This is a genomic window from Streptomyces albus subsp. albus (assembly GCF_000725885.1).
GTDB lineage: Bacteria > Actinomycetota > Actinomycetes > Streptomycetales > Streptomycetaceae > Streptomyces > Streptomyces albus.
On the sequence record NZ_JODR01000021.1, the window covers coordinates 73768 to 97292 of the forward strand.

The window sequence follows — 23525 nt, forward strand, 5'->3', positions numbered from 1 at the left end:
TCCGGGGGCGTCCGGTATGCGGTGTGCGGAAGGGGCTGGTCCGCTAGACGAAGAGGCTGACCACCGCGGCGACCACGAAGCCCGCCAGCGACAGCACGGACTCCAGCACGGTCCACGACTTGAGGGTGTCCCGCTCGGAGATCCCGAAGTACTTCGCCACCATCCAGAAGCCGCCGTCGTTGACGTGCGAGGCGAAGATCGAGCCGGCCGAGATGGCCATGATGACCAGCGCCACGTGCGCCTGCGAGGGGTCGCTCTGCGCCAGCAGCGGCGCGACGATCCCGGCGGTGGTGACGATGGCGACGGTCGCCGAGCCCTGTGCCACCCGCAGCACCACGGAGATCAGGTAGGCGAGCACGATGACGGGCAGCCCGGCGTCGCCGAACACGTCGGCGAGCGCCTGCGCCACGCCGGAGCCCTGGAGTACGGCGCCGAAGATGCCGCCCGCGCCGACGACCAGCAGGATGTTGCCGACCGGCTTGAGGGAGGCGGTGGAGACCGTCTCCAGCGACTTGCGGCTCCAGCCGCGGCGCAGGCCCAGCAGCCAGTAGGCCAGCAGCAGCGCCACCGTCAGCGCCACGAACGGGTGGCCGATGAACTCGATGACGGAGCGCCCCGTGGACGGGTCGAACGCGATGGACGAGAAGGTGGCGGCCAGGATCAGCACCAGCGGGGTGCCGATGATGACCAGCACGGTGCCCACCGACACCGGCTTCTCCTCACCGCCCCGGCCCAGGTCCTGTGCGACGGCCTGCTTGGACTCCTCGACGGCCTCCAGCATCTCCTGCGGGACCTGCACGAAGACGCGCTTGCCTATCCACGCCGCGTACGCCCAGGCGGCCAGTACGGCCGGGATGCCGCAGACGACGCCCATCAGGATGATCCAGCCCAGGTCCACGTCCAGCAGTCCGGCGGCGGCCACCGGGCCGGGGTGCGGGGGCAGGAACGCGTGCGTCATGGACAGGCCGGCGAGCATCGGCATGCAGTACAGGAGGACCGATTTGCCGCTGCGCTTGGCCGCCGCGTAGACGATCGGCGCCAGGACGAAGATGCCGACGTCGAAGAAGACGGGGATGCCGAAGAGGAGACCTGTCAGCCCCATCGCGAGGGGCGCGCGCTTCTCCCCGAAGAGGCCCAGCAGCCGCGCCGAGAGGGCCTCGGCGCCCCCGCTGACCTCCAGGATCGCGCCGAGCATGGTGCCCAGGCCGATGATGATCGCGACGTGCCCGAGAATCCCGCCCATGCCCGACTCGATCATCGAGACGGCGTCGGACTTCTGGACTGTGCCGAAGAGTTCGGTGACGGACAGGCCCGCGCCCAGGCCGACCGCGATGGAGACGGCCAGCAGCGCGACGAACGGCTGGAGGCGGACCTTGATGATCAGGACGAGCAGCAGGACGATGCCGAGGGCTGCCACGGTGAGCAGACCCCCGGTGCCGGGTATGAGCGCGAGCAGACCGCCCGTGTGGGGCGGCGCCTTCTCGGCGGCGAGCAGCATGGGGAACTCCGTTGTTCAGTGCTGAAGGGGCCCCGGTCCCGCCTCCCCCTTTGCCGTTCCCCCTGGTGTGCCGTACCGCGCACGGGCGCGGGCGGGTACGCGGAGACATGCCGCAGGCTGGGGAGGGGGAGGGGAGCGGTGGAAAGACGCGAGGGGTCCGACGGCCCCCCTCCGGGGCGAGGGGGGCGGGACCGGGGAAGGAGCCTCAGCCGAGGACGGCGAGGACGTCGACCTCGACGAGCAGGCCGGCGGGGAGGCCGACGTACACCGTCGTACGCGCGGCCGGGGCCTCCTGGAGGGAGGCGAAGTACTCGTTGTAGATCTCGTTGAACTCCGCGAAGTGACCGGTGTCCGTGAGGTACACGCGGATCATCACGGCGTCCTCCCAGCTGGCGCCGCCCTCCTTGAGGATGGCCTCCGCGTTGGCGAACGCCTGGAGGGTCTGCTCCCGCAGGCCGGGGCCGACCGGGGTCGGTGCCTGGCCCTCGACGGCCGGGCCGAACCCGACCTGGCCGGCGACCTGGAGGATGTTGCCCTTGCGCACCCCGTGCGAGAACTTCGCGGGCGGCGTGGTGTGCGTGGCCGGGGTGAGGGCGGTCTTGGTCAGCTTGTCGCTCATGGTGCGGCTCTCTTTCGCGTGGTGCGGGGGCGATCGGTCCGCCCCGAGTACTCGGCGCTGATGGCCTCGGCGGTCCGCCGTACGCGGGGCAGCAGGGAGAGGAGTTCGTCGGCGGAGACGACGACGTTCGGCGCGGAGACCGACATGGCCGCCACCACGCGTCCCTCGGCGCCCCGGATGGGTGCCGCGACGCAGTTGATGGACTCCTCGTGGCCACCGAGGTCGGTGGCCCAGCCCTGTTCGCGGACCTTGGCCAGTTCCGCGAGGAACGCGGTGGCGTCGGGTGTCGAACGGGGCGTGTACATGGGGTAGTCGAGCCGTTCGGCGACGGCGCGCCGTTCGGGCTCGGGAAGGTCGGCGAGCAGCAGTTTCGCCACCGCGGCCACGGTGATGGCGACGGGTTTGCCGATGCGCGAGTACATCCGTACCGGGTAGCGGCTCTCGACCTTGTCGATGTAGAGGACCTCGTCCTCCTCGTAGACGGCGAGGTGGACGGTGTGGCCGCAGGCGGCGTTGAGCTCGGCCAGGTGGGGGTGGGCGATCTCGCGGATGTCGAGGTTCTCGACGGCTTCCTGGGCGAGGGCGAACAGCCGGGCGCCGAGCCGGTAGCGCTGGTCGGCCTGGCGGTAGACGAGGCCGTGCTCGTGCAGGGTGCGCAGCAGCCGCAGCGCGGTGGACTTGTGCACCTGGAGCCGGGCGGCGACCTGTTCGAGGTTGGCGGGGCCCTCGGCGAGCAGCGGCAGGATGCTCAGGGCCCGGTCGACGGTCTGGCTCATGCGGATGGCACCTCCGGCTCGGTCCGGCCGGTCCGCGGTGCGGGCGGGCCGGCGTCTGCTGGCGCGGGCCCGTGCGGCGGCGTGCTCGTCCAGCCGGGGCCCAGCCGCAGTCTGCCCCAGTCGCCTTCGTCCAGGGCGACGAGCCGGTCGGCGGCCTCGCGGGCGGGTGGTGCCGCGAGGTCACCGGCGTCGGTGAGGGCGGCGGCGGCCAGCAGATGCCCGTGCCGGAGCCGTTCGCGTACGGGCAGTCCGCGCAGGGTCCCGGCCAGGAACCCGGCGGCGAAGGCGTCCCCGGCGCCGATGGGCGAGACGACGTCCACGCGCAGCGCGGGGGCGAAGACCGGGCCGCTGTCGCCGACGTAGGCGGTGGCTCCGGCGCTGCCCTGTTTGACCACCAGGACGGCGGGCTCGGGCAGTGCGGCGCGGACCGCGTCGGGGCCGCCGGTGACGCCCCATACGGCGGCGGCCTCGTCCTCGCCGACGAAGACGATGTCGCTGTGCCGGGCCAGCTCCAGCAGGACGCCGGCGCCGGGTTCGGGTGCGGTGCGCCACAGACTGACGCGGTAGTTGACGTCGAAGGAGACGAGCGGGCCCGGGGCGGCGCCGTCGCGGACGGCGGGGCGGTCGGTGGTGAGGGCGCGCAGCAGGGCCAGGCAGTCGGCGGAGAGGGCCGCGGTGATGCCGGTCAGGTGCAGCACCCGTCCGGTGCGCAGCGCCTCGGCGGGGACGGTGGCGGGGGACATGGCGGAGGCGGCCGACCCGGCCCGGTAGTAGACCACCTCGGAGACGGCGCCCCGGCCGGGCGGGGTCGCCGGGAGGTGAGTGCCGGGCGCGCCGTCGGTGGGGGCGGAGCCGTTCGCGGGGTCTGTGGTGCCGGCACCTTCCCGGGAGCCGGTGCCGTCCGTACTGTCCGTGGCAGCCGTGCCGTCCGGGGCGGTGGGGCCGGTGGCGCGTTCGCCGTCGGTGCGGAAGTAGATGCCGGTGGGGCGGTCGGGGTCGCGTTCGACGGCGGTGGTGTCCACGCCGTGGGCGGCGATCGTGCGGAGCAGATGGTCGCCGAAGCCGTCCGCGCCCACCCGGCTCACCCAGCGGGTGCGGTATCCGGCGCGGGCCAGGGCGCAGGCCACGTTGGACTCGGCGCCGCCGATGGCGCGCCGGAAGGAGGGCACGTCGGCGAGGGGGCCGGGGCGGGAGGGCAGGAAGGTGACCATGGACTCGCCCAGGCAGACGACATCGGTCTTCGGGGTGGTGGTCACGACAGGTCCTGCTCCTCGCTGGTCGGCTGCTCGCGGCGTGCGTGCCGCCCCGGCCGGTACCTCACCGGGCCGTTCGACGGGGCCGGCTCCATTGACCGGCCGTTCGGCGGGATGCTAGACAGCGTTAAGCGTCATACGCAATGGACGTTGCAACATACGCAACAAACTCCTTCCCGTTATCGCTTACGGAGTCCCGCATGGCAGCCCCTGACAACGCCGTCGCCCCCGACGTCACGCACGCCGTCGCCCGCCTCGCGGACGAACCCGCCGACCACCGCTTCAAGGGCCTGCCCCCGGACGCCGCCGCCCGCGGCACCACCCTCGGCGAGCTGGCCGCCGAGCGCCGCTCCCTGTTCACCGGCGGTTTCACCACCCCCGTGCTCGCCCTCTCCGCCGAACGGCTGGAGCACAACCTGGCCGCGCTCGCCGACTACACCGCCCGGCACGGCCTGGCCTTCGCCCCGCACGGCAAGACCTCCATGGCCCCCCAGCTGTTCGCCCGGCAGCTGGAGCGCGGCGCCTGGGGCATCACCCTGGCCGTCCCCCACCAGGTGCGGGTCGCCCGCGCGTTCGGGGTGCCGCGGATCTTCCTTGCCAACGAACTGGTCGACGCGGCGGCCCTGCGCTGGCTCGCCGCCGAACTGGATGCCGACCCCGGCTTCCGGTTCGTCTGCTACGTCGACTCCGAGCGCGGCGTCGCCCTCATGGACGAGGCGCTGCGCCCGGCCGGTGCCCGGCGGCCCGTGGACGTGGTCGTGGAGCTGGGTGCGGGCGACGGGGCACGCACCGGCGCCCGCACCGAGGCCGAGTGCGCTGCCGTCGCCGACGCGGTGGCCGCCACCGGCACGCTGCGGCTGGTCGGTGTCGCCGGCTACGAGGGCGAGGTGCCCGGCGCCACCCTGGAGGCCGTCCGCGCCTGGCTGCGGCGGCTGGTGGGTATGGCCGCCGCGTTCGACCGGGACGGCCGGTTCGCCGGGCTGGAGGAGATCGTGGTGAGCGCGGGCGGCAGCGCCTGGTTCGACGCCGTCGCCGAGGTCTTCGCCGAGGTACCCGAGCTGTCGGCGCCGGTGCTCAGGCTGTTGCGCTCCGGCGCGTACGTCTCCCACGACGACGGGCACTACCGCGAGCTGACGCCCTTCAACCGGCACCCCGACGAGGGCGGCCTCCAGGCGGCGTTCACCCTGTGGACCCAGGTGGTCTCGCGCCCCGAGCCCGGGCAGGCGTTCGTCAACGCCGGCAAGCGGGACGCCGCCTTCGACCTGGAGCTGCCCGAGGCGCACCGGGTGCGCGGGCTCGACGGCAACGAGCGGTCCGCCAAGGGCATCACCGTCACCGCGCTGAGCGACCAGCACGCGTGGCTGCGCCTCGACGAGGGGGTGGAGCTCGAAGTGGGCGAGTGGATCGGCTTCGGGATGTCCCACCCCTGCACGATGTTCGACAAGTGGCAGGTCTTCCCCGTCGTGGACGCCCACGGCACGGTCACCGATCTGATCCGCACCTTCTTCTGACCCCCGCCCCGCCCCTCCCCCGCACCGGGGCGCGTGCCCCGCTCCCCGTCGTACGGGCGCCCGGCAGGCCGCGGCAGCGCCGCCGGGGCGCCCGCACGGCGGCGGCACGGCACCCGGGGGGCGCCGGTCCCCCACCGTCGGCCCCTCCCTTCCCGGGCCGGGATGCGGAGGGGCGGGCAGGGGCCGGAGCCACCCCACCGGTATCCCGGAAAGGCACGCACCCATGGACCTGGTCATCCGCGACGCCCGCGTCATCGACGGCACGGGCGGCCCCTCCTACCGCGCGGACGTCGCCGTCCGCGACGGCCGTATCGCGCAGATCTGCCGCGAGGGCACGCCCCGCCCGAGCGGCACCCGCACCCTCGACGCCGACGGCCGGGTCCTGGCGCCGGGCTTCATCGACATGCACGCCCACTCGGACCTGGCGATCCTGCGCGACGCGGACCACTCGGCGAAGGCCGCGCAGGGGGTGACGCTGGAGGTCCTGGGACAGGACGGGCTGTCGTACGCGCCCACCGACGAGACGACGCTGGCCGCCGTCCGGGAGGCGATCACCGGCTGGAACGGTGACGGCTCCGACATCGACTTCGACTGGCGCACGGTGGGCGGCTACCTGGACCGGATCGACCGCCAGGGCACGGCCGTCAACGCCGCCTATCTGATCCCGCAGGGCAGCGTGAGGATGCTCGCCATGGGCTGGGACGACCGCCCGGCCACGGACGACGAACTGGCCACCATGAAGCGGCTGGTCGCCGAGGGCATGGAACAGGGCGCGATGGGCATGTCGTCGGGCCTCACCTACACCCCCGGCATGTACGCCTCCGACGCGGAACTGACCCAGCTGTGCCGGGTGGTGGCCTCCTACGGCGGCTACTACTGCCCGCACCACCGCTCCTATGGGGCCGGGGCGCTGGAGGCGTACGCCGAGATGGTGGCCCTCACCCGCGAGGCCGGCTGCGCACTGCACCTGGCGCACGCCACCATGAACTTCGGGGTGAACAAGGGCCGGGCGCCCGAACTGCTGGCGCTGCTGGACGCGGCGCTGGAGGAGGGCGCCGACATCACCCTCGACACCTACCCCTACACGCCGGGCTGCACCACGCTTGTCGCCATGCTGCCGAGCTGGGCGAACGAGGGCGGCCCGGAGGCGACACTGGCGCGGCTGGCCGATCCGGCGACGGCGGCCCGCATCCGGCACGTGATGGAGGTGGAGGGCGCCGACGGCTGCCACGGGGTGCCGATCGAGTGGGACGCCATCGAGATCTCCGGCGTGAGCAATCCGGCCCTGGCCTCGTACGTGGGCGCCACGGTCGCCGAGTCGGCGGCGGCCAGGGGCGAGGAGCCGTGGGTGACGGCCCACCGGCTGCTGACCGAGGACCGGCTGGGCTCCACGATCCTCCAGCACGTGGGGCACGAGGAGAACGTCCGGGCGATCATGCAGCACCGGGTGCACACCGGCGGGAGCGACGGCATCCTCCAGGGCGCGAAGCCGCACCCGCGCGCGTACGGCACGTTCCCGCAGTACCTGGGCCGCTACGTACGCGAGTTGGGGGTGCTCTCGCTGGAGGAGTGCGTCGCCCACCTGTCCGGCCGGCCGGCGGCCCGGCTGCGGCTGCCCGACCGCGGCCTGGTGCGCGAGGGCTATATGGCGGACCTGGTGGTCTTCGACCCGGAGACGGTCGCGGCTGGCTCCACCTTCGAGGCGCCGCGCGCCCTGCCCACGGGCATCCCGCACGTGCTGGTGGCCGGCCGTCCCGTCATCGAGGACGGGCGCCGCACGGATGTGCTGGCCGGCCGGGCGGTACGGCGTCAGGCGTGCTGATAGGCCACGAGGGAGATCCCCACGTAGTGGACCGCGAACGCGGCCAGCGTGAGGGAGTGGAAGACCTCGTGGAACCCGAACCAGCGGGGTGAGGGGTTGGGGCGTTTGATGCCGTAGACGACGCCGCCCACGCTGTAGAGGAGGCCGCCGACCAGGACGCACACCAGGACGGCGATGCCTCCGGTGCGCAGGAAGTCGGGCAGGAAGAAGACGGCGGCCCACCCCATGGCGATGTAGCAGGGCGTGTAGAGCCAGCGGGGTGCGCCCACCCACAGGACGCGGAAGGCGATGCCGAGGGCCGCGGCGATCCACACGCCCCACAGCAGCAGGTCGCCGCGCCCGTCGGGCAGCAGCAGGATCGTCAGCGGTGTGTAGGTGCCCGCGATGATCAGGAAGATGTTGGCGTGGTCGAGGCGCCGCAGCACCGCGTTGACGCGGGGGCTCCAGTTGCCGCGGTGGTAGAGGGCGCTGATCCCGAACAGCAGACACGCCGTCAGGGTGTAGACGGCGCACGCGATCCGGCCGCGCGTGCTGCCCGCGAGGGCGGTCAGGAACATGCCGGAGACGAGGACGGCGGGGAACATCCCCGCGTGCAGCCAGCCGCGCAGCTTGGGCTTGATCACCTGTGCCGCGTTGTGCGCGGAGGCGGAGAGTTTGGCGGCGGTGGTGGGGACGGTGGGCTCCGGGGGCGGGAACGCGGAGTCGTTCATCGCGCCATCGTAACCACGGCCCGGACCTGGACTTGCGGCCCCGTAGGTTGCGTCGCCGCATCCGGGCGGCGAGCTGCGCGGATGACGCGGCGTGGCCATGGACACACACATTCCATCTGGACATGCACCCCTGTGCGCGCGCATGATCAGATGAGCACAAGCGGCACCGGATGAGCGAGAAAGACCCACTGCCACGAAAGCATCCGGGTCGCGGCCCCCAAGGGGCGCGCTGACAGCAGAACAAAACCCTCAACGTCTGGAGCGATCGTGGCGCGCAGCATTGCGGCTCCCACCCCCTCGAACCCCTCTTCCGCGTCAGCCCCCACCCGGCACCGGGAACTGCTCTCCTGGGTCGAGAGCATCGCCGAGCTCACCCAGCCCGACCGCGTCGTGTGGTGCGACGGCTCCGAGGCCGAGTACGACCGTCTGTGCGAAGAACTGGTCGCCAAGGGAACCTTCAAGAAGCTCGACCCGGTCAAACGCCCGCACTCCTACTACGCGGCCTCCGACCCCACCGACGTGGCGCGGGTCGAGGACCGCACGTTCATCTGCTCCGAGAAGGAGGAGGACGCGGGCCCCACGAACCACTGGAAGGACCCCGCGGAGATGAAGGAGATCTTCGCCGGGGAACAGGGCATCTTCCGCGGTTCGATGCGCGGGCGCACCATGTACGTCGTCCCCTTCTGCATGGGCCCGCTGGGCTCCCCGCTCTCCGCGCTCGGCGTGGAGATCACCGACTCCGCGTACGTCGCCGTCTCCATGCGCACGATGACGCGCATGGGGCAGGCCGTGCTGGACGAACTGGGCGAGGACGGCTTCTTCGTCAAGGCCGTGCACAGCGTCGGCGCCCCGCTCGCCGAGGGCGAGCAGGACGTGCCGTGGCCGTGCAACTCCACCAAGTACATCTCCCACTTCCCCGAGACCCGCGAGATCTGGTCGTACGGCTCCGGCTACGGCGGCAACGCGCTGCTCGGCAAGAAGTGCTACGCGCTGCGCATCGCCTCGGTGATGGCCCGCGACGAGGGCTGGCTCGCCGAGCACATGCTGGTCCTCAAGCTCACCCCGCCGCGCGGTGAGGCCAAGTACGTGGCCGCCGCCTTCCCCTCGGCCTGCGGCAAGACGAACCTGGCGATGCTCCAGCCCACCATCCCCGGCTGGACGGTGGAGACGATCGGCGACGACATCGCCTGGATGCGGTTCGGCGAGGACGGCCGGCTGTACGCCATCAACCCGGAGGCCGGCTTCTTCGGCGTCGCCCCCGGCACCGGCGAGGACACCAACGCCAACGCCATGAAGACCCTGTGGGGCAACGCGGTCTTCACCAACGTCGCGCTCACCGACGACGGCGACGTGTGGTGGGAGGGCATGACGGAGGAGCCGCCCGCGCACCTCACGGACTGGAAGGGCAACGACTGGACGCCCGAGTCCGGCACCCCGGCCGCCCACCCCAACGCCCGCTTCACCGTCCCGGCCGGCCAGTGCCCGATCATCGCCCCCGAGTGGGAGGACCCGCGCGGTGTGCCGATCTCCGCGATCCTCTTCGGCGGGCGCCGCGCCACCGCCGTACCGCTGGTGACCGAATCCTTCGACTGGCAGCACGGCGTCTTCCTCGGCGCCAACGTCGCCAGCGAGAAGACCGCCGCCGCCGAGGGCAAGGTGGGCGAGCTGCGCCGCGACCCGTTCGCCATGCTGCCGTTCTGCGGCTACAACATGGGCGACTACTTCGCGCACTGGCTTGAGGTGGGCGAGGGTGCCGACCCGGCCAAGCTGCCGAAGATCTACTACGTCAACTGGTTCAAGAAGGACGAGAAGGGCCGCTTCGTCTGGCCCGGGTTCGGCGAGAACAGCCGCGTCCTGAAGTGGATCGTCCAGCGGCTGAACGGCCAGGCGGAGGGCGTGGAGACGCCCATCGGCGTCCTGCCGCGCAAGGAGGACCTGGACACCGAGGGGCTCGGCCTGTCGGAGGCGGAGCTGGACTTCATCCTGGAGGTGGACCGCGAGGTCTGGCGCGAGGAGGCGGCGCTGATCCCCGGCCACCTGGAGACCTTCGGCAGCCACACCCCGCAGGCGCTCTGGGACGAGTACCGCGCCCTGGTGGACCGCCTGGGCTGACGGCGGCGCGCCGGCCGTGGACGGGTCGCTGTCCCCCCCGTCCTCGGCCGGCGCACAGCGCGTACGCCGTAAGGGCGCCGCGCGGTGCCTCACGCCGGGACGAGGGCCCCCTCGTGGGCGGCCAGACGCTCGGTCATCAGCGCGGCGACGGCCTCGTCGCCGCGGGAGGTGGCGACGGCCAGCGCCGTGCCGGCGAGGGTGCGGGCCCTCGCGTGCAGGGAGGCGAGGTGCGCGGGGTCGTTCCGCGGGGCGGAGGGCTCCGCGCGCAGGGGTGCGCGCCCGCCGGCGAGCCGGGTCGCATGGGCGGCCAGCTCCACGGCCGCCGTCTCCAGGGATGCGGAGGGCGTCAGGGCGCGCAGCTCGTCGGTCACGGTCAGGAGCGCGGTCAGGTGCCCGGCGAGGCGGATGTCGAGCTCTTCCTCGCGGGAACGCCGGGGCAGCGTGCCCCGGTGGACGTTCTCGGCCACGGTGTGGACCGACTTGGTGCGGATCGGTTCGTACATGGATGGCCTCCTGATGCGTTCAGGAAGCCATCCTAACTTAGACGGCGTCTAAACTTGGCCCGCATTCACCGAACGGTCACGGCTGCCCGTAGCCGTCCAGGAAGCGGCCGATCCGCGTCACCGCGTCGCGCAACTCGTCGACGGCGGGCAGGTTGACGATACGGAAGTGGTCGGGCTCGGGCCAGTTGAAACCCGTACCGTGCACGATCATGATCTTCTCGCTGCGGAGCAGATCGATCACCATCTGCCGGTCGTCCTTGATCTTGTAGACCTTCGGGTCGAGCCGCGGGAACGCGTAGATGGCCCCCTTGGGCCGCACACACGTCACGCCGGGGATCTGAGTGAGCAGGTCGTAGGCGGCATCCCGCTGCTCGCAGAGCCTGCCGCCCGGCAGCACCAGATCCTCGATGGACTGCCGGCCGCCCAGCGCGGCGGCGACCGCGTGCTGCGCCGGCACATTCGCGCACAGCCGCATGTTCGCGAGGATCGTCAGCCCCTCGATGTAGCTGCCCGCGTGCGCCTTGGGACCGCACACCGCCAGCCAGCCGCTGCGGTAGCCGGCCACCCGGTAGGACTTGGACAGCCCGTTGAACGTCAAGGTCAGCAGGTCGGGGGCGATCAGCGTGGTGGGGGTGTGCGTGGCACCGTCGTAGAGGATCTTGTCGTAGATCTCGTCCGAGCACACCACCAGCCCGTGCCGCCGCGCGATGTCGGTCAGCCCCCGCAGGACCTCTTCGTCGTAGACCGCGCCCGTGGGGTTGTTCGGGTTGATGATGACGAGCGCCTTCGTACGGTCGGTGACCTTGCGCTCGACATCGGCCAGATCCGGCATCCAGTCGGACTGCTCGTCGCAGCGGTAGTGCACGGCGGTACCGCCCGCCAGCGAGACGGAGGCCGTCCACAGCGGATAGTCCGGGGCGGGCACCAGCACCTCGTCGCCGTCGTCCAGCAGCGCCTGCATGGACATCTGGATCAGCTCGGAGACCCCGTTGCCCAGGTAGACGTCCTCGACGGACAGTTCGATGCCCAGCTTCTGGTAGTGCTGCATCACCGCGCGCCGCGCGGACAGCAGGCCCTTGGCGTCGCCGTAGCCGTGCGCCGTGCCCACGTTGCGGAGCATGTCCTCCAGGATCTCCGGCGGGCAGTCGAACCCGAACGCCGCCGGATTGCCGGTGTTGAGCTTGAGGATCTGATGCCCCGCCGCCTCCAGCCGCTGCGCCTCCTCCAGGACCGGGCCCCGGATCTCGTAGCAGACGTTGGCGAGCTTCGTCGACTGGATGACCTGCATAGCGCCACCCTACGGGCGCCGCCCACAGGCCGCTCCGTGTTTTGCCTCACCCCGGGGGACGTCCGGTCCGGGCCGCGGGCGGGCCGCCCGCCCTCCCGCCCGGTGCCGGCCCCGGCCCGGACCACCCGCCCGGCCGTCCCCGGCCCGCCCGTCCGGCCCGTCCGGCGGCTCCCGGGGCATTCGGCCGTTCCGGGGAGCCCACGAGCGCGCCCGCGGGCGTTCGGACGCGTCCGGCGCATGGCCCCGCACCGGGCCATGGCCGACAATGACATCCATGGCCCCCGCACATACCAAATCCGCCGACGACACCGCCCACGCGGACCTTCCCCCGGCCAAGCTGGGTCTGCGCGAGCGGAAGAAGATCCAGACCCGCCAGGCCATCCGCAGGACCGCCTACCGCCTCTTCCAGGAACAGGGCTACGACGCCACCCCCGTCGACCAGATCGCCGACGAGGCGGAGGTCTCCCCCAGCACTGTCTTCCGCTACTTCCCCACCAAGGAAGACATCGTGCTGACCGACGAGTACGACCCGCTGCTGGAGGAGGCCCTGGGAGAACGGCCCGCCGGCGAGCCGCCCGTCACGGCGCTGCGCGAGGCGCTGTACGCCTCGCTGGCCCGCATCCACCAGACGGAGGCCGACGAGATCTTCCAGCGCATCCGCCTCATCCGCCAGGTGCCCGCGCTGCGCGGCCGGATGAGCGAGCACTCCGCCGACACCGCCTGCCAGCTGCGCCGCAGCCTGGCGGAACGCACCGGGCGCCCCGAGGACGACCTGGAACTGCGGATCGTCACCGGCGCCATGCTGGGCGCCCTGATGGAAGCCCTCTACTGCTGGTCCGAGTCCGACTTCAGCGGCGACCTGGACACCCTGCACACCCTGGTCACCCGCGCCCTGGGCGTCCTGGAGCGCGGCCTGACCCTGTGAGCGCGGGACAGCCGGACCGGACGCGGGGCCCTCAGTCGCCGAGGGCCCGCTCCAGCTCGTCCGGCTCCGTCACGGGCGCCGCGCACACGAAACCGCGGCACACATAGGCCGCGGGCCGCCCCTCGACCCGGCCGCGGCCCTCCAGCAGCGGCACCGACGTCTCCCCCGGCGCACCGGTGGCCACGACCGCGCCGGGCGCCGTCGCCAGCAGCGCCGTACGGTGCAGCGCGGCGCGCTCCTCCGGCTCGCCCACCACGGCCACCTCGCGCGGCCCGTCCAGCAAAGCCTCCCCCACGGCCAGGCCCCAGCCCAGGAACCGCGGCGCCCGGGCGGCGAGCTCGCGCACCACACCCAGGGCCTGCTCGGCGGCCTGGCGGTAGCGGTGCTCACCGTTGTAGGCGCCGTAGGCCAGCAGGGCACCGGCGGCGGCGTTCCAGCCGGAGGGGACCGCGTTGTCGGTGGGGTCCTGCGGGCGGCGGATCAGCCGCTCCGCGTCGTCGGCCGTGTCGTACAGCGTGCCATCGTCACCGGCGAACCGCTCCAGCACCGTGTCGAGCAGGGCACCCGCACGGTGCAGCCAGTCCGTCTCACCGGTGACCGCGTACAGCGTCAGATAGCCCTCGGCCACATCCGCGTAGTCCTCCAGCACCCCGGCGCTGGTGCCGGGCACGCCGTCACGCGAGGTGCGCAGCAGCCGGCGGCCGTCCTCGACGGTGTGCACCTCGGCGAGCAGCCGCGCGGCGGTGGTGGCCGCCTCCACCAGATCGGGCCGTTCGAAATAGGCGCCGGTCTCGGCCAGCGCGGCGACGGCCAGACCGTTCCAGGCGGTGACGACCTTGTCGTCGCGCTCGGGCCGGGGCCGGGCCGCACGGGCCTCCAGCAACCTGCGCCGCACCGATTCCAGACGGTCGGCGTCGGCCAGCGGCCGGTCCCGGTCGGCCAGTTGCAGCACGGAGGCGCCGCGCTCGAACGTGCCCTCCTCGGTGACGCGGAAGCAGTCGGCGGCCAGTGCGGCGTCGTCCTCGCCGAGCACCTCCGTCAGCTGGGAGCGGGTCCACACGTAGTAGGCACCCTCGGCGTGGCCGCCCTGCCCGTCGTCGCTGTCCGCGTCCAGCGCGGAGGCGAAACCGCCCTGCTGGGTGCCCAGTTCACGCACCATGAAGTCGGCGGTCTCCAGCGCGATCCGGCGGGCCCGCTCATCCCCGGTACTCCGCCACAGATGGGCGTACACGCGGCACAGCAGCGCGTTGTCGTACAGCATCTTCTCGAAGTGCGGCACGACCCACTCCGCGTCCACGGAGTAGCGCGCGAAACCGCCGCCGAGCTGGTCGTAGATACCGCCCCGGGCCATCGCCTCACAGGTGGCCTGCACCATCTGCAGCGCACCCTCGGAACCCGTGCGGGCGTGGTGCCGCAGCAGGAACTCCAGCACCATCGACGGCGGGAACTTCGGCGCCCCGCCGAAGCCGCCGCGGCTCGCGTCGAAGTCCTTGGTCAGCCCCAGCAGCGCGGCCCCCATCTCCTCCGCCCCCGGCGGCTGCGGCGCCCCCAGCCGGATGCTGCGGCCCGCGAGATCGGCACTGATCCTGGAGGCCACGTCGGCGACCTCGTCACGCCGGTCCTGCCAGGCGGTCCGCACCCCCTCCAGCACCTGCCGGAAGGAGGGCATGCCGTGCCGCGGCGCGGGCGGGAAGTAGGTGCCGAAGTAGAACGGCTCGGCGTCGGGTGTCAGGAAGACGGTCATCGGCCAGCCGCCCTGTCCGGTGGCCGCCTGCACCGCCTCCATGTAGACGGCGTCCACGTCCGGCCGCTCCTCGCGGTCCACCTTCACGGAAACGAAGTGCGCGTTCATCACCCGCGCCGTCGCCTCGTCCTCGAAGCTCTCGCGGGCCATCACATGACACCAGTGGCACGAGGCGTAGCCGACGCTCAGCAGCACCGGCACCTGCCGCCGCCGCGCCTCCTCGAACGCCTCCGGCGACCAGGGCCACCAGTCGACCGGATTGTCCGCGTGCTGGAGCAGATACGGCGAGGTCATACCAGCCAACCGGTTCATACGACCCACCCTCTCACGCCACCGCAGCCCTGTTCATGCTCAGCGTGCCGGCTGCACTCGGAGTGGCCGGCAGCCGCCACCACTCCGGCGAACCCGTCCGGGGATTGCTGGGCGAACGGGCGCGCGGCGGCAGCTCCGTGTACGAACGACACTCGGCGGGCGCCGCGGCGAACGCGGCGGGGAGCGTCCTCGGACGTACCACCCCGGGCCGCGCCGTCGGTGCGCTGCGCGCCGCGCTCGGCCCGGCTCGCGCACGGCGCGGGAGCGTGCCGCGTACCGCTGCTCAGGGGGAGGCCAGGGCCCGCATGAACCGGTCCGCGAGTGCCGCGGTGTCGATGTCCTCGGCACGATGCCCGGACAGCACGCGGAAGAAGGACGGCCCGATCAGCAGCGCGGTCGCCTCTTCGGCCGACAGGGTCGTACCGCTGGCCGCGCGCGCCGCCTCCACGATCGCCGCCGCGCTGTCTTCGAGGATGTCGCGGGAGGCCAGCAGGAGGGCGACATCCGGATCGTGCTGCGCCTCTCCCAGAAGGGCCCGGTAGGCCGCTCCCGCGTGGGAGCGGGTCAAGAAGGCGATCAGAGCGTCGAGATAGGCCCGCACGTCCGCACGGGCGTCACCGCTGAGAGACACCGCCAGCTCCTGCCGGGCGTCGGTCACGCTCGCCTCGTACAGGACCTCCGCCTTGTTCGACCACCAGCGGTACACGGTCTGCCGGCCCACACCGGCCCGCTCCGCGATGCCCTTCATCGTCAAAGCCGCGTATCCCACCTCGACCAGCAGGTCGTCGACGGCGTGGAGCACGGCGGCCCGTGCACTCTCGCTGCGCGGCCGTCCGCGGCCTGTGCCTTCCACCATGCACTCATCGTAAACGAGACACGGTGCACCGTATCTGCTACGTTTACGGTGCACGGTGACTCGGAAATGCGTGTCCGGCTTACCGGCCCACGCTCCGTGCCGCCTGTCATGCACCACGTCCGCCGACGAAACCGACAGTCCACGGCTTTTCGCGTATGGCCACACGCCCTGCACAGGGGAAAGCCCGACCACCATCACCACCTCTTACCGCCCCCCAGGGGGACGAAGGAGACCACACTCATGCGCGCATTCGTCACCGGAGCCACCGGCTGGATCGGCTCCGCCGTGGTCGACGAGCTCCTCGCGGCAGGCCACCAGGTCGTCGGCCTGGCCCGCTCCGAGGAAAGCGAACGGAAGCTGACCGCCAAGGGCGCGACCGCGCACCGGGGCGATCTGGACGACCTCGAAGCGTTGCGGCGCGGCGCGGCGGAAGCCGAAGCCGTCATCCACCTCGCCAACAAGCACGACTGGGGAAACCCGGCCGAGTCGGACCGCGCCGAACGTGCCGCCGTCGCCGCCCTCGGCGACAGCCTGGCCGGCAGCGGCCGGCCCCTGATCGTCGCCTCCGCGCTGTCCGGCCTCGTGGAAGGCCGCCCGGCCACCGAGGCCGACGCCTCACCCGCCGTCGGCCCGCGCTCCAACCGCGGCGGCAGCGAGAATCTCGCCCTGGACTACGCTGCCGAAGGTGTGCGGAGCGTGATCGTACGCTTCGCACCGAGCGTGCACGGCCACGGCGACTGGGGATTCGTCAACTTCCTGACGGCCGCCGCCCGCGAGCGGGGCTCCTCGGGATACATCGGTGACGGTTCCACCGCCTGGTCGGCGGTCCACCGCACGGATGCCGCCCGCCTCGTCCGCCTCGGCATGGAGCAGGCTCCCGCCGGAACACGCCTGCACGCCGTGGCCGAGGAGAGCGTCACCACCAAGGAGATCGCCGAGGCCGTCGGCCGCAGCCTCGGCCTGCCGGTCGTCTCCGTCGCGCCGGAGGACGCCGGTCCACACTTCGGCTTCGTCGGCCGCTTCTTCGCCTCGACCATGACCGCCGAGAGCAAAGCCACCCAGCAGCTTCTGTCATGGGAGCCCGGCGGCCCCACCCTCGTCGAGGACATCGACGCGGGTGCCTACACGGCCTGACGCACCCTGCGGGTGGGCGGCCCGCGGCGCCGCCCACCCGGCCCACCGGTCCACCAAGAATTCGAGGAGCACACCCCGTGAACACGTACTCGCACACGCTCGCAGAACCACGTGTCTCAGCGGCACTCGCCCGCATGTTCGAAGCCGCTGAGCACGACGGTCAGACCGCACAGCGTGCGGGAATACCGCACTCCGCCGGCGGCGACGCCCTCACGGCTCAGCAACTCGCCGATGCGGCACAGGACATCTACATGCCGGTCTCCGCGGAGGGCGGCAGGCTCCTCTACAACCTGGTGCGCGCCACCCGCCCCTCCCACGTCGTCGAGTTCGGCACCTCGTACGGGATCTCGGCACTCCATCTCGCCGCCGCCGTGCGGGACAACGGCGTCGGGCACGTCATCACCACCGAGATGAGCCGGAGCAAGGCCGCAGCCGCCCGTCGCACCTTCGCCGCCACCGGCCTCGACGACGTGATCACCCTGCTGGAAGGCGACGCTCTGCGGACACTCGCCGAGCTGGACACCCGGATCGGCTTCCTGTTCCTGGACGGCTGGAAGGACCTGTGCCTGCCCGTCCTGCGGCTCCTGGAGCCGCACCTCGCGCCGGGCACCCTCGTGGTCGCCGACGACGTCGAACTGCCCGGCCTGGCCCCCTACCTCGACCACGTCCGGGACACGGCCAACGGCTACCACAGCGTCACCTTCCCGGTGGACGACGGCCTGGAGATCAGCTGCCGCCTGTAGGTGTGCGCCGCTCAGGACCACCGGTCCGGCCGCGTCATGGCCCCAGCCACCCGCCTGCGCGGACCGCACGGAACGGCGAGACCCGGCCGGACCGGGACCGCGGCAGACGGCTCACTGTGCCGGGAAGCGCCGAGCAGCCCCCCGTCACGGATGCGACGTGCGGGCGCCGCCCGTGGCCTCCCAGCCGGCGACGGCCAGCGCGCGGTAGGCGGCGTACGCGGCGGCCGGGTCGCCCTCGTCGACCCAGGGGATGGCGCCCACGTGGCCGTCCACGGCGGCCAGGGCCTCCATGGCCTCCTCGTACCGTTCGGCGCGGACGAGGAACCACACCAGCAGGTGCAGCACGTGGGGGCGCACCGGGTGGTCGTCGTCGACCTGGTCGACGGCGTACTCGGCGGCCTCGATGGCCGTGCCGATCTCCTCGCTGCGGTACAGGCCGCGCACCATGTTGACCTCCGGCAGGTGGTCGTAGGCGGCGAACAGCGGCAGCGCCGCCAGAAGGGTGCCCTCGGGGGCCTGGGCCGCGGCGGCCCGGGCGAACGCGTCGGCCTTGTCCTTGGAGCCCATCGACTTGGCCGACCAGTACGGCAGCGCCGCAAGGTGGGCGCCCATGTGGTCGGGTGCAAGGCGGCGCACGGTGTCCCACAGGGCGGAGAAATCGGCCTCGCGGTAGTTGAGGTGCCGGGCGATCAGCAGCTCGGTGATGTGCGGAGTCGGGTCGGCGGGGGCGAGCCGCGCCGCGTCCTGGGCGACGTTGCGCGCCTCCTCCAGGATGATGCGGTGATCGGCCGACTGCGGCTCCGCCAGCGCCTGGAAGACCAGGAACTGCGCGTACACCTGCGCCCCGCCGTGGTCCTGGGGCCGCTGGAGCCGCCACTGGCGCAGCCACCGGGCGTCCTGCGGTACGGCGGCCGGCTGTTTGCTGAAGGAGACGCTGCCTGCCGTGCCGCCGGTCTCCTCGCCGCCCGCGGCCTGCCCCTGGGCCCGCCAGCCGGCCAGTTCCATCGCCGCGGCGCCCGCCAGGGACTGCACCCGCTGCCAGCGCAGCTCGTACTCGTCACCGGTGAGGGCCAGCAGTCGTGCCACCGGCTCCCAGTCCTGGCCGCGCTGGGTCTCCTCCAGTGCCTCGACCAGTTCCCGGTCGGGTCCCGGCAGCCGTACGTCCAGCTCGTCGGAGGGTACGAATCCGTAGCCGGCGACCGGGTCGAGCGCACGCGCCGCCCCCTGGATGCCCTCCTGCCGCAGCTTTCTGCGGCGCACCGCCGGGTAGACCACCGCGCCGAAGACGGCGGCGAATGCGATCAGGAGGAACAGGGCTTCCATGGCGTCGGTTCTCCACGCTGTGACGAGGCGGCGGCGGGTCGGGGCGTTGCTGAGGGACGGCTCTGCCGAGCATGCCCCCACTCCACCGTACGGCCCACTAGTCTCGCCCCCATGAGTGAGCAGCGCGACAACGGCATCGGCGGCGGCGCCGAGGGCACCACCAGCGGCCCCCGGCACGGTTTCGAGACCCTCGCCATCCACGCGGGGCAGGCGGCCGACCCGGCCACGGGGGCGGTGGTCCCGCCCATCCACCAGGTGTCCACCTACAAGCAGGACGGCGTCGGCGGGCTGCGCGGCGGCTACGAGTACAGCCGCTCGGCCAATCCGACCCGCACCGCGCTGGAGGAGAACCTCGCGGCGCTGGAGGGCGGCAGGCGCGGTCTCGCCTTCGCCTCCGGGCTCGCCGCCGAGGACTGCCTCCTGCGGACCCTGCTCACGCCCGGCGACCACGTGGTGATCCCGAACGACGCGTACGGCGGCACCTTCCGGCTCTTCGCCCGCGTCGCGGAGCGGTGGGGCGTCCAGTGGTCGGTGGCCGACTCCTCCGACCCGGCCGCCGTACGGGCCGAGCTGCGCGAGCGCACCAAGGCCGTGTGGGTGGAGACCCCCTCGAACCCGCTGCTGGGCATCACGGACATCGCCGCCGTCGCGGAGGTGGCCCACGCGGCGGGCGCCCGGCTGGTCGTCGACAACACCTTCGCCAGCCCCTATCTCCAGCAGCCGCTCGCGCTCGGTGCCGACGCGGTGGTCCACTCGACGACGAAGTACATGGGCGGCCACTCCGACGTGGTGGGCGGCGCCCTGGTCGTCACCGATCCGGCGCTCGGCGACGAGCTGGCCTTCCACCAGAACGCGATGGGCGGCATCGCGGGGCCCTTCGACTCGTGGCTGGTGCTGCGCGGGATCAAGACCCTCGGCGTGCGCATGGACCGGCACGGGGAGAACGCGCAGCGCGTCGTGCAGCTGCTGGAGGCCCACCCGAAGGTGACCGAGGTCTTCTATCCGGGGCTGCCCTCCCACCCGGGGCACGAGATCGCCGCCAAGCAGATGCGGGGCTTCGGCGGGATGGTGTCCTTCCGGGTGGCCGGCGGCGAGGAGGCGGCCGTACGGGTCTGCGACCGTGCGCGGCTGTTCACCCTGGGCGAGTCCCTCGGCGGTGTCGAGTCCCTGATCGAGCACCCGGGACGGATGACCCACGCCTCGGCGGCCGGCTCGGCGCTGGAGGTGCCCGCGGATCTGGTGCGGCTGTCGGTCGGCATCGAGTCGGCGGACGATCTGCTGGCGGACCTGAGCCAGGCCCTGGACTGATCCGCCGGGCTTGATCCGTCGGGCTTGATCCGCCGGGACTGATCCGTCGGGCGGGGCCCTCTCCCGGGAAGGCCCCGCCCGCGGCTCGCCCGGCAGCCCCGGGCGACGGGTCACCGGCCCACTGCCGGGGAGGTCGTCGGCGGCGGCTCCGACCAGGGGTCGAGCACGAGGGAGCAGACCACCAGCGCCAGCAGTGCGGTCAGCACCGTCACCCAGACGAGGGCGAGCCGTACCCGGCGCCGCCGCAGCAGCCGCTCCCCCTGCGCGAGGGCACGCGCGGCCAGATCGGCCGGCACCGGCACCCCTGGCGGCTGCCGCAGCAGCGCCCTCACGTCGGCTTCCTTGCGGTCAGGCGGGCTCATGCTGCGCCTCCGCTTCCGAGGGGCGGCTGAGCAGCGCCGTCATCGCCCGGGTGTGCAGGGCCCGTACGCGCTCGACGGGCAGTCCGAGCCCGGCGGCGACCTGTTCCTCCGCGATGCCCTCGTACAGCCGCAGCACCAGCACCAGCCGTTCGTGGGGGGACAGGCCGCCCAACAGGCCGCCGCGCGCGCGGCGGTGGCGCCGGGTGGAGCGGGCGAACCGCGCGGCCAGTTCCTGCCGCGTCCGGTCGTAGGGGTCGCCGCCGCGCAGCCGTGCCCAGTCGGCGCGGGTCCGTCCGAGTGCCCGTACCAGCAGCCGTTCGGCCTCGGGCGCGGCACCGGGGGGTTCGCCGGTCAGCAGTGTGGCGGCATGCAGGAGCCGGCCGCCCGCGCCCGCGACGAACGCTTCGAACTCCAGGGCGCGGAGGCGTTCTTGCTGTTGCTGACGCTCTCGCACGCCGCCTCCCGTGCCGCCCATGGGACGGCAGGGAGACAGATCAAATCAAGAGGCGCGGCACGACCGCCGGCACCTGCCCCGCGGGGTCATGAGCCGGACCTGGGGCCCTGCGTGCCGTTGCCGGGGTGCAGATCGAGCATCGCCCGGTTGAACCGGGTCAGCAGCGCGCAGAACGTACCGCGTTCCTCTTCCGTCCAGTCCTTGGTGATGAGCTGCATGAGGTTGCGCCGCGAGGAGCGCACCTCTTCCAGGCGGGCCACCCCGCGCGGCGACAGCTCCAGGACGACGGCGCGTCCGTCCTCCGGGTGCGAGGTGCGCTTGACCAGGCCGGATTCGACGAGCGGGGCGACTTGCCGGGTGACGGTGGAGGAGTCGATGCCCATCCCCGCGGCGAGTGCCTTGACGCCCATCGGCCCCTCCTGGTCGAGGCGGTTGAGCAGCAGATAGGCGGCGCGGTCCATGGAGTTGCGGGCCTGGCCGAGACCGCCGAGCCGGGTCTGCTCCGCGCGGCGCGCGTACACCGCCAGCTGGTGCTGCATGGCGTCCAGCACGGCGGCCGGGGAAGCGGTGGCTCCCGCGTCCGGGCTGTCTGGGGTGTCTGTCGTCATGTCCGGGTGCGTGGGCATGGCAGATGCGCTCACTTCGTGGGTCTGCGGGAGTTTTTGACGAATTTTGACGGTTTTGGGATAGTTTATTGGGTGCGACGACCTAGCTGGTGCCGACAGAGTACGCGGAGTAGCCCAGCTGAGTACCTCCGCTGCACGAACCAGTGACGCGAACCACGCCGGAGTACCGCCCGAACCTCACCGGAACACGGCCCGGACGTCGGCTGAACGCGACCGGGACGTGACAGGAACGCGGCCCGGGCGCCGCGGGGACCACGCCGGGACGTCGCCGGAAACCTACTGCGGCCCCGCCGGGGACAACGCCGCGGCCCCCCACAAGGACACCGGGCACCCCACCGGCCGCACCGCGTCAGCGGGCGCCCCTCCCTCGGGCCGGCTGCCACACTGACCCCCATGTCCACCACCGCACCACCGCACCACACCACTCCGGAAGCGGATCTCCCCGTCACCCTGGAGGACATCCGCCGCGCACGGCGGACCCTCGCCGGCGTCGCCCGCACCACCGCGATCGAAGGCAGCCGCCACCTCAGTTCGCTGATCGGCGCCCCGGTGCGCCTCAAGTGCGAGAACCTGCAACGCACCGGATCGTTCAAGCTGCGCGGCGCCTACGTGCGGATCGCCGGCCTCTCACCGCAGGAGCGGCGGCGCGGCGTGGTCGCGGCCAGCGCCGGCAACCACGCGCAGGGTGTGGCTCTGGCCGCCTCACTGCTGGGGGTGACCTCGACGGTGTTCATGCCGGTGGGCGCTCCCCTGCCGAAGGTGGCCGCCACTCGCGAGTACGGGGCCCGGGTCCGGATGCACGGCCAGGTGGTGGACGAGACGCTGAAGGCCGCGCAGGAGTACGCACATGCCACCGGCGCCGTCTTCATCCACCCCTTCGACCACCCGCACGTGGTGGCCGGCCAGGGCACGCTGGGCCTGGAACTGCTGGAGCAGTGCCCCGAGGTGCGCACGGTCGTGGTGGGCGTCGGCGGCGGCGGACTGCTGGCCGGGATGGCGGTCGCGATCAAGGCCCTGCGGCCCGACGTACGGGTGGTGGGCGTGCAGGCCGCGGGATCGGCCGCGTACCCGCCCTCCCTCGCGGCCGGCGCGCCCGTCGCCCTGGAGTCCGTCGCCACCATGGCGGACGGCATCAAGGTGGGCCGCCCCGGGGACGTCCCGTTCCGGATCATCAGCTCGCTGGTGGACGAGGTCCGCACCGTCTCCGAAGACGCCCTCTCCCGCGCACTGTTGCTCTGCCTGGAGCGGGCGAAACTGGTCGTCGAACCGGCGGGCGCCAGCCCGGTCGCGGCGCTCCTGGAGGAGCCGGACAGCTTCGACGGACCCCTCTCGGCCGTACTGTCCGGCGGCAACGTCGATCCCCTGGTGCTCCAGCGGACGCTGCGGCACGGCATGGCAGCGGCGGGCCGCTACCTCTCGCTGCGGCTGCGCCTCTCGGACCGGCCCGGCGCCCTGGCCGCGCTGATGGGCGAGTTGTCGGCGCTCGACGCCAACGTGCTCGACGTGAGCCATGTGCGGACCGATCCGCGGCTGGGACTCGACGAGGTGGAGGTCGAACTACACCTGGAGACCAAGGGCCCCGAGCACTGCGTGGAGGTCGCGTCCGGGCTGCGGGCGGCGGGGTACACGGTCAAGAGCTGAGGCCC

General features: G+C 72.7%; 21 protein-coding genes. 8 read left to right on the top strand and 13 right to left on the bottom strand.

Translation table 11 applies throughout. The features are described 5' to 3' along the window. Positions 1–43 precede the first annotated feature (43 nt). The 4 genes from IO40_RS0123815 to IO40_RS0123830 all read right to left on the bottom strand — a co-directional run bounded on the left by IO40_RS0123815 (position 44) and on the right by IO40_RS0123830 (position 4149). Positions 44–1498 (bottom strand): GntP family permease, encoded by a 1455-nt coding sequence (locus tag IO40_RS0123815; RefSeq protein ID WP_016469459.1) that lies wholly within the window; start codon positions 1496–1498, stop codon positions 44–46. Positions 1499–1703: 205 nt separating this feature from the next. Next, positions 1704–2117 (bottom strand): RidA family protein, encoded by a 414-nt coding sequence (locus IO40_RS0123820; RefSeq protein WP_016469458.1) that lies wholly within the window; start codon positions 2115–2117, stop codon positions 1704–1706. Next, the gene (locus IO40_RS0123825; protein ID WP_016469457.1) at positions 2114–2893 is read right to left on the bottom strand and encodes an IclR family transcriptional regulator; all 780 of its coding nucleotides are present in this window, start codon (positions 2891–2893) and stop codon (positions 2114–2116) included. The genes IO40_RS0123820 and IO40_RS0123825 overlap by 4 nt, the downstream gene beginning before the upstream one ends. Continuing rightward, positions 2890–4149, bottom strand: coding sequence for a sugar kinase (locus IO40_RS0123830; protein WP_031176097.1), 1260 nt, complete (start codon positions 4147–4149; stop codon positions 2890–2892). The genes IO40_RS0123825 and IO40_RS0123830 overlap by 4 nt, the downstream gene beginning before the upstream one ends. Before the next feature lie 197 nt (positions 4150–4346). Between IO40_RS0123830 and IO40_RS0123835 the strand changes: the two genes are divergently transcribed. Then, a complete protein-coding gene (locus IO40_RS0123835; RefSeq protein WP_031176098.1) occupies positions 4347–5657 on the top strand; it encodes an alanine racemase in 1311 nt (436 codons plus the stop codon). A 202-nt stretch (positions 5658–5859) separates the two neighbouring features. Then, a complete protein-coding gene (locus IO40_RS0123840) occupies positions 5860–7479 on the top strand; it encodes an N-acyl-D-amino-acid deacylase family protein (protein ID WP_258775790.1) in 1620 nt (539 codons plus the stop codon). On the opposite strand, the gene trhA is transcribed toward IO40_RS0123840, so the two are convergent. Next, on the bottom strand, positions 7467–8189 hold the full coding sequence (gene trhA, locus IO40_RS0123845) for a PAQR family membrane homeostasis protein TrhA (RefSeq protein ID WP_016469453.1): 723 nt from the start codon (positions 8187–8189) through the stop codon (positions 7467–7469). The genes IO40_RS0123840 and trhA overlap by 13 nt on opposite strands. Before the next feature lie 267 nt (positions 8190–8456). On the opposite strand from trhA, the gene IO40_RS0123855 reads away from it, so the two are divergent. Continuing rightward, positions 8457–10301: a phosphoenolpyruvate carboxykinase (GTP) gene (locus IO40_RS0123855; protein ID WP_016469452.1), complete on the top strand. Its 1845-nt coding sequence runs from the start codon at positions 8457–8459 to the stop codon at positions 10299–10301. Positions 10302–10390: 89 nt separating this feature from the next. On the opposite strand, the gene IO40_RS0123860 is transcribed toward IO40_RS0123855, so the two are convergent. Together IO40_RS0123860 and IO40_RS0123865 are read right to left on the bottom strand one after the other, a co-directional pair. Then, the gene (locus IO40_RS0123860) at positions 10391–10804 is read right to left on the bottom strand and encodes an SCO4983 family protein (RefSeq protein WP_016469451.1); all 414 of its coding nucleotides are present in this window, start codon (positions 10802–10804) and stop codon (positions 10391–10393) included. A gap of 76 nt (positions 10805–10880) precedes the next feature. Further along, a complete protein-coding gene (locus tag IO40_RS0123865) occupies positions 10881–12092 on the bottom strand; it encodes a pyridoxal phosphate-dependent aminotransferase (RefSeq protein ID WP_016469450.1) in 1212 nt (403 codons plus the stop codon). A gap of 274 nt (positions 12093–12366) precedes the next feature. Between IO40_RS0123865 and IO40_RS0123870 the strand changes: the two genes are divergently transcribed. Continuing rightward, the gene (locus IO40_RS0123870) at positions 12367–13017 is read left to right on the top strand and encodes a TetR/AcrR family transcriptional regulator (protein WP_016469449.1); all 651 of its coding nucleotides are present in this window, start codon (positions 12367–12369) and stop codon (positions 13015–13017) included. 31 nt (positions 13018–13048) lie between these two features. Here the strand turns inward: IO40_RS0123870 and IO40_RS0123875 are convergent, their stop codons facing one another. Both IO40_RS0123875 and IO40_RS0123880 read right to left on the bottom strand, forming a co-directional pair. Next, positions 13049–15073: a thioredoxin domain-containing protein gene (locus IO40_RS0123875; protein WP_031176099.1), complete on the bottom strand. Its 2025-nt coding sequence runs from the start codon at positions 15071–15073 to the stop codon at positions 13049–13051. Between the two features lie 283 nt (positions 15074–15356). After that, positions 15357–15929: a TetR/AcrR family transcriptional regulator gene (locus IO40_RS0123880; protein ID WP_030409099.1), complete on the bottom strand. Its 573-nt coding sequence runs from the start codon at positions 15927–15929 to the stop codon at positions 15357–15359. Between the two features lie 240 nt (positions 15930–16169). On the opposite strand from IO40_RS0123880, the gene IO40_RS0123885 reads away from it, so the two are divergent. Continuing rightward, complete coding sequence (locus IO40_RS0123885; protein ID WP_016469446.1) at positions 16170–17063, top strand: SDR family oxidoreductase; 894 nt, start codon at positions 16170–16172, stop codon at positions 17061–17063. A gap of 134 nt (positions 17064–17197) precedes the next feature. After that, the gene (locus IO40_RS0123890; RefSeq protein ID WP_041968699.1) at positions 17198–17806 is read left to right on the top strand and encodes an O-methyltransferase; all 609 of its coding nucleotides are present in this window, start codon (positions 17198–17200) and stop codon (positions 17804–17806) included. Between the two features lie 144 nt (positions 17807–17950). Here IO40_RS0123890 and IO40_RS0123895 read toward each other — a convergent pair whose 3' ends face one another. Continuing rightward, complete coding sequence (locus IO40_RS0123895) at positions 17951–19129, bottom strand: hypothetical protein (RefSeq protein WP_030409101.1); 1179 nt, start codon at positions 19127–19129, stop codon at positions 17951–17953. Between the two features lie 111 nt (positions 19130–19240). On the opposite strand from IO40_RS0123895, the gene IO40_RS0123900 reads away from it, so the two are divergent. Then, complete coding sequence (locus IO40_RS0123900; protein ID WP_016469443.1) at positions 19241–20437, top strand: cystathionine gamma-synthase; 1197 nt, start codon at positions 19241–19243, stop codon at positions 20435–20437. A gap of 110 nt (positions 20438–20547) precedes the next feature. Here the strand turns inward: IO40_RS0123900 and IO40_RS0123905 are convergent, their stop codons facing one another. From IO40_RS0123905 to IO40_RS0123915, 3 genes are all read right to left on the bottom strand, one after another. Continuing rightward, a complete protein-coding gene (locus IO40_RS0123905; RefSeq protein ID WP_030409103.1) occupies positions 20548–20799 on the bottom strand; it encodes a hypothetical protein in 252 nt (83 codons plus the stop codon). Next, on the bottom strand, positions 20786–21253 hold the full coding sequence (locus IO40_RS0123910) for a sigma factor-like helix-turn-helix DNA-binding protein (RefSeq protein WP_030409104.1): 468 nt from the start codon (positions 21251–21253) through the stop codon (positions 20786–20788). The genes IO40_RS0123905 and IO40_RS0123910 overlap by 14 nt, the downstream gene beginning before the upstream one ends. Before the next feature lie 86 nt (positions 21254–21339). Beyond that, positions 21340–21879, bottom strand: a complete 540-nt coding sequence (locus IO40_RS0123915) for a MarR family winged helix-turn-helix transcriptional regulator (protein ID WP_016469440.1) — start codon at positions 21877–21879, stop codon at positions 21340–21342. A gap of 393 nt (positions 21880–22272) precedes the next feature. On the opposite strand from IO40_RS0123915, the gene ilvA reads away from it, so the two are divergent. Continuing rightward, entirely contained in the window at positions 22273–23520 is a 1248-nt protein-coding gene (gene ilvA, locus IO40_RS0123920) for a threonine ammonia-lyase (RefSeq protein ID WP_031176100.1), read from the top strand. Positions 23521–23525: the final 5 nt, after the last annotated feature.

Bases quoted from the DNA above. Each gene is read 5' to 3' on its own strand.
- ilvA (WP_031176100.1), top strand. From the start codon at position 22,273: ATGTCCACCACCGCACCACCGCACCACACCACTCCGGAAGCGGATCTC.
- IO40_RS0123860 (WP_016469451.1), bottom strand. From the start codon at position 10,804: ATGTACGAACCGATCCGCACCAAGTCGGTCCACACCGTGGCCGAGAAC.
- IO40_RS0123835 (WP_031176098.1), top strand. From the start codon at position 4,347: ATGGCAGCCCCTGACAACGCCGTCGCCCCCGACGTCACGCACGCCGTC.
- IO40_RS0123820 (WP_016469458.1), bottom strand. From the start codon at position 2,117: ATGAGCGACAAGCTGACCAAGACCGCCCTCACCCCGGCCACGCACACC.
- IO40_RS0123895 (WP_030409101.1), bottom strand. From the start codon at position 19,129: ATGGAAGCCCTGTTCCTCCTGATCGCATTCGCCGCCGTCTTCGGCGCG.
- IO40_RS0123885 (WP_016469446.1), top strand. From the start codon at position 16,170: ATGCGCGCATTCGTCACCGGAGCCACCGGCTGGATCGGCTCCGCCGTG.
- IO40_RS0123900 (WP_016469443.1), top strand. From the start codon at position 19,241: ATGAGTGAGCAGCGCGACAACGGCATCGGCGGCGGCGCCGAGGGCACC.
- IO40_RS0123875 (WP_031176099.1), bottom strand. From the start codon at position 15,073: ATGAACCGGTTGGCTGGTATGACCTCGCCGTATCTGCTCCAGCACGCG.
- IO40_RS0123880 (WP_030409099.1), bottom strand. From the start codon at position 15,929: ATGGTGGAAGGCACAGGCCGCGGACGGCCGCGCAGCGAGAGTGCACGG.
- IO40_RS0123825 (WP_016469457.1), bottom strand. From the start codon at position 2,893: ATGAGCCAGACCGTCGACCGGGCCCTGAGCATCCTGCCGCTGCTCGCC.
- IO40_RS0123815 (WP_016469459.1), bottom strand. From the start codon at position 1,498: ATGCTGCTCGCCGCCGAGAAGGCGCCGCCCCACACGGGCGGTCTGCTC.
- trhA (WP_016469453.1), bottom strand. From the start codon at position 8,189: ATGAACGACTCCGCGTTCCCGCCCCCGGAGCCCACCGTCCCCACCACC.
- IO40_RS0123890 (WP_041968699.1), top strand. From the start codon at position 17,198: ATGTTCGAAGCCGCTGAGCACGACGGTCAGACCGCACAGCGTGCGGGA.
- IO40_RS0123915 (WP_016469440.1), bottom strand. From the start codon at position 21,879: ATGCCCACGCACCCGGACATGACGACAGACACCCCAGACAGCCCGGAC.
- IO40_RS0123905 (WP_030409103.1), bottom strand. From the start codon at position 20,799: ATGAGCCCGCCTGACCGCAAGGAAGCCGACGTGAGGGCGCTGCTGCGG.
- IO40_RS0123870 (WP_016469449.1), top strand. From the start codon at position 12,367: ATGGCCCCCGCACATACCAAATCCGCCGACGACACCGCCCACGCGGAC.
- IO40_RS0123865 (WP_016469450.1), bottom strand. From the start codon at position 12,092: ATGCAGGTCATCCAGTCGACGAAGCTCGCCAACGTCTGCTACGAGATC.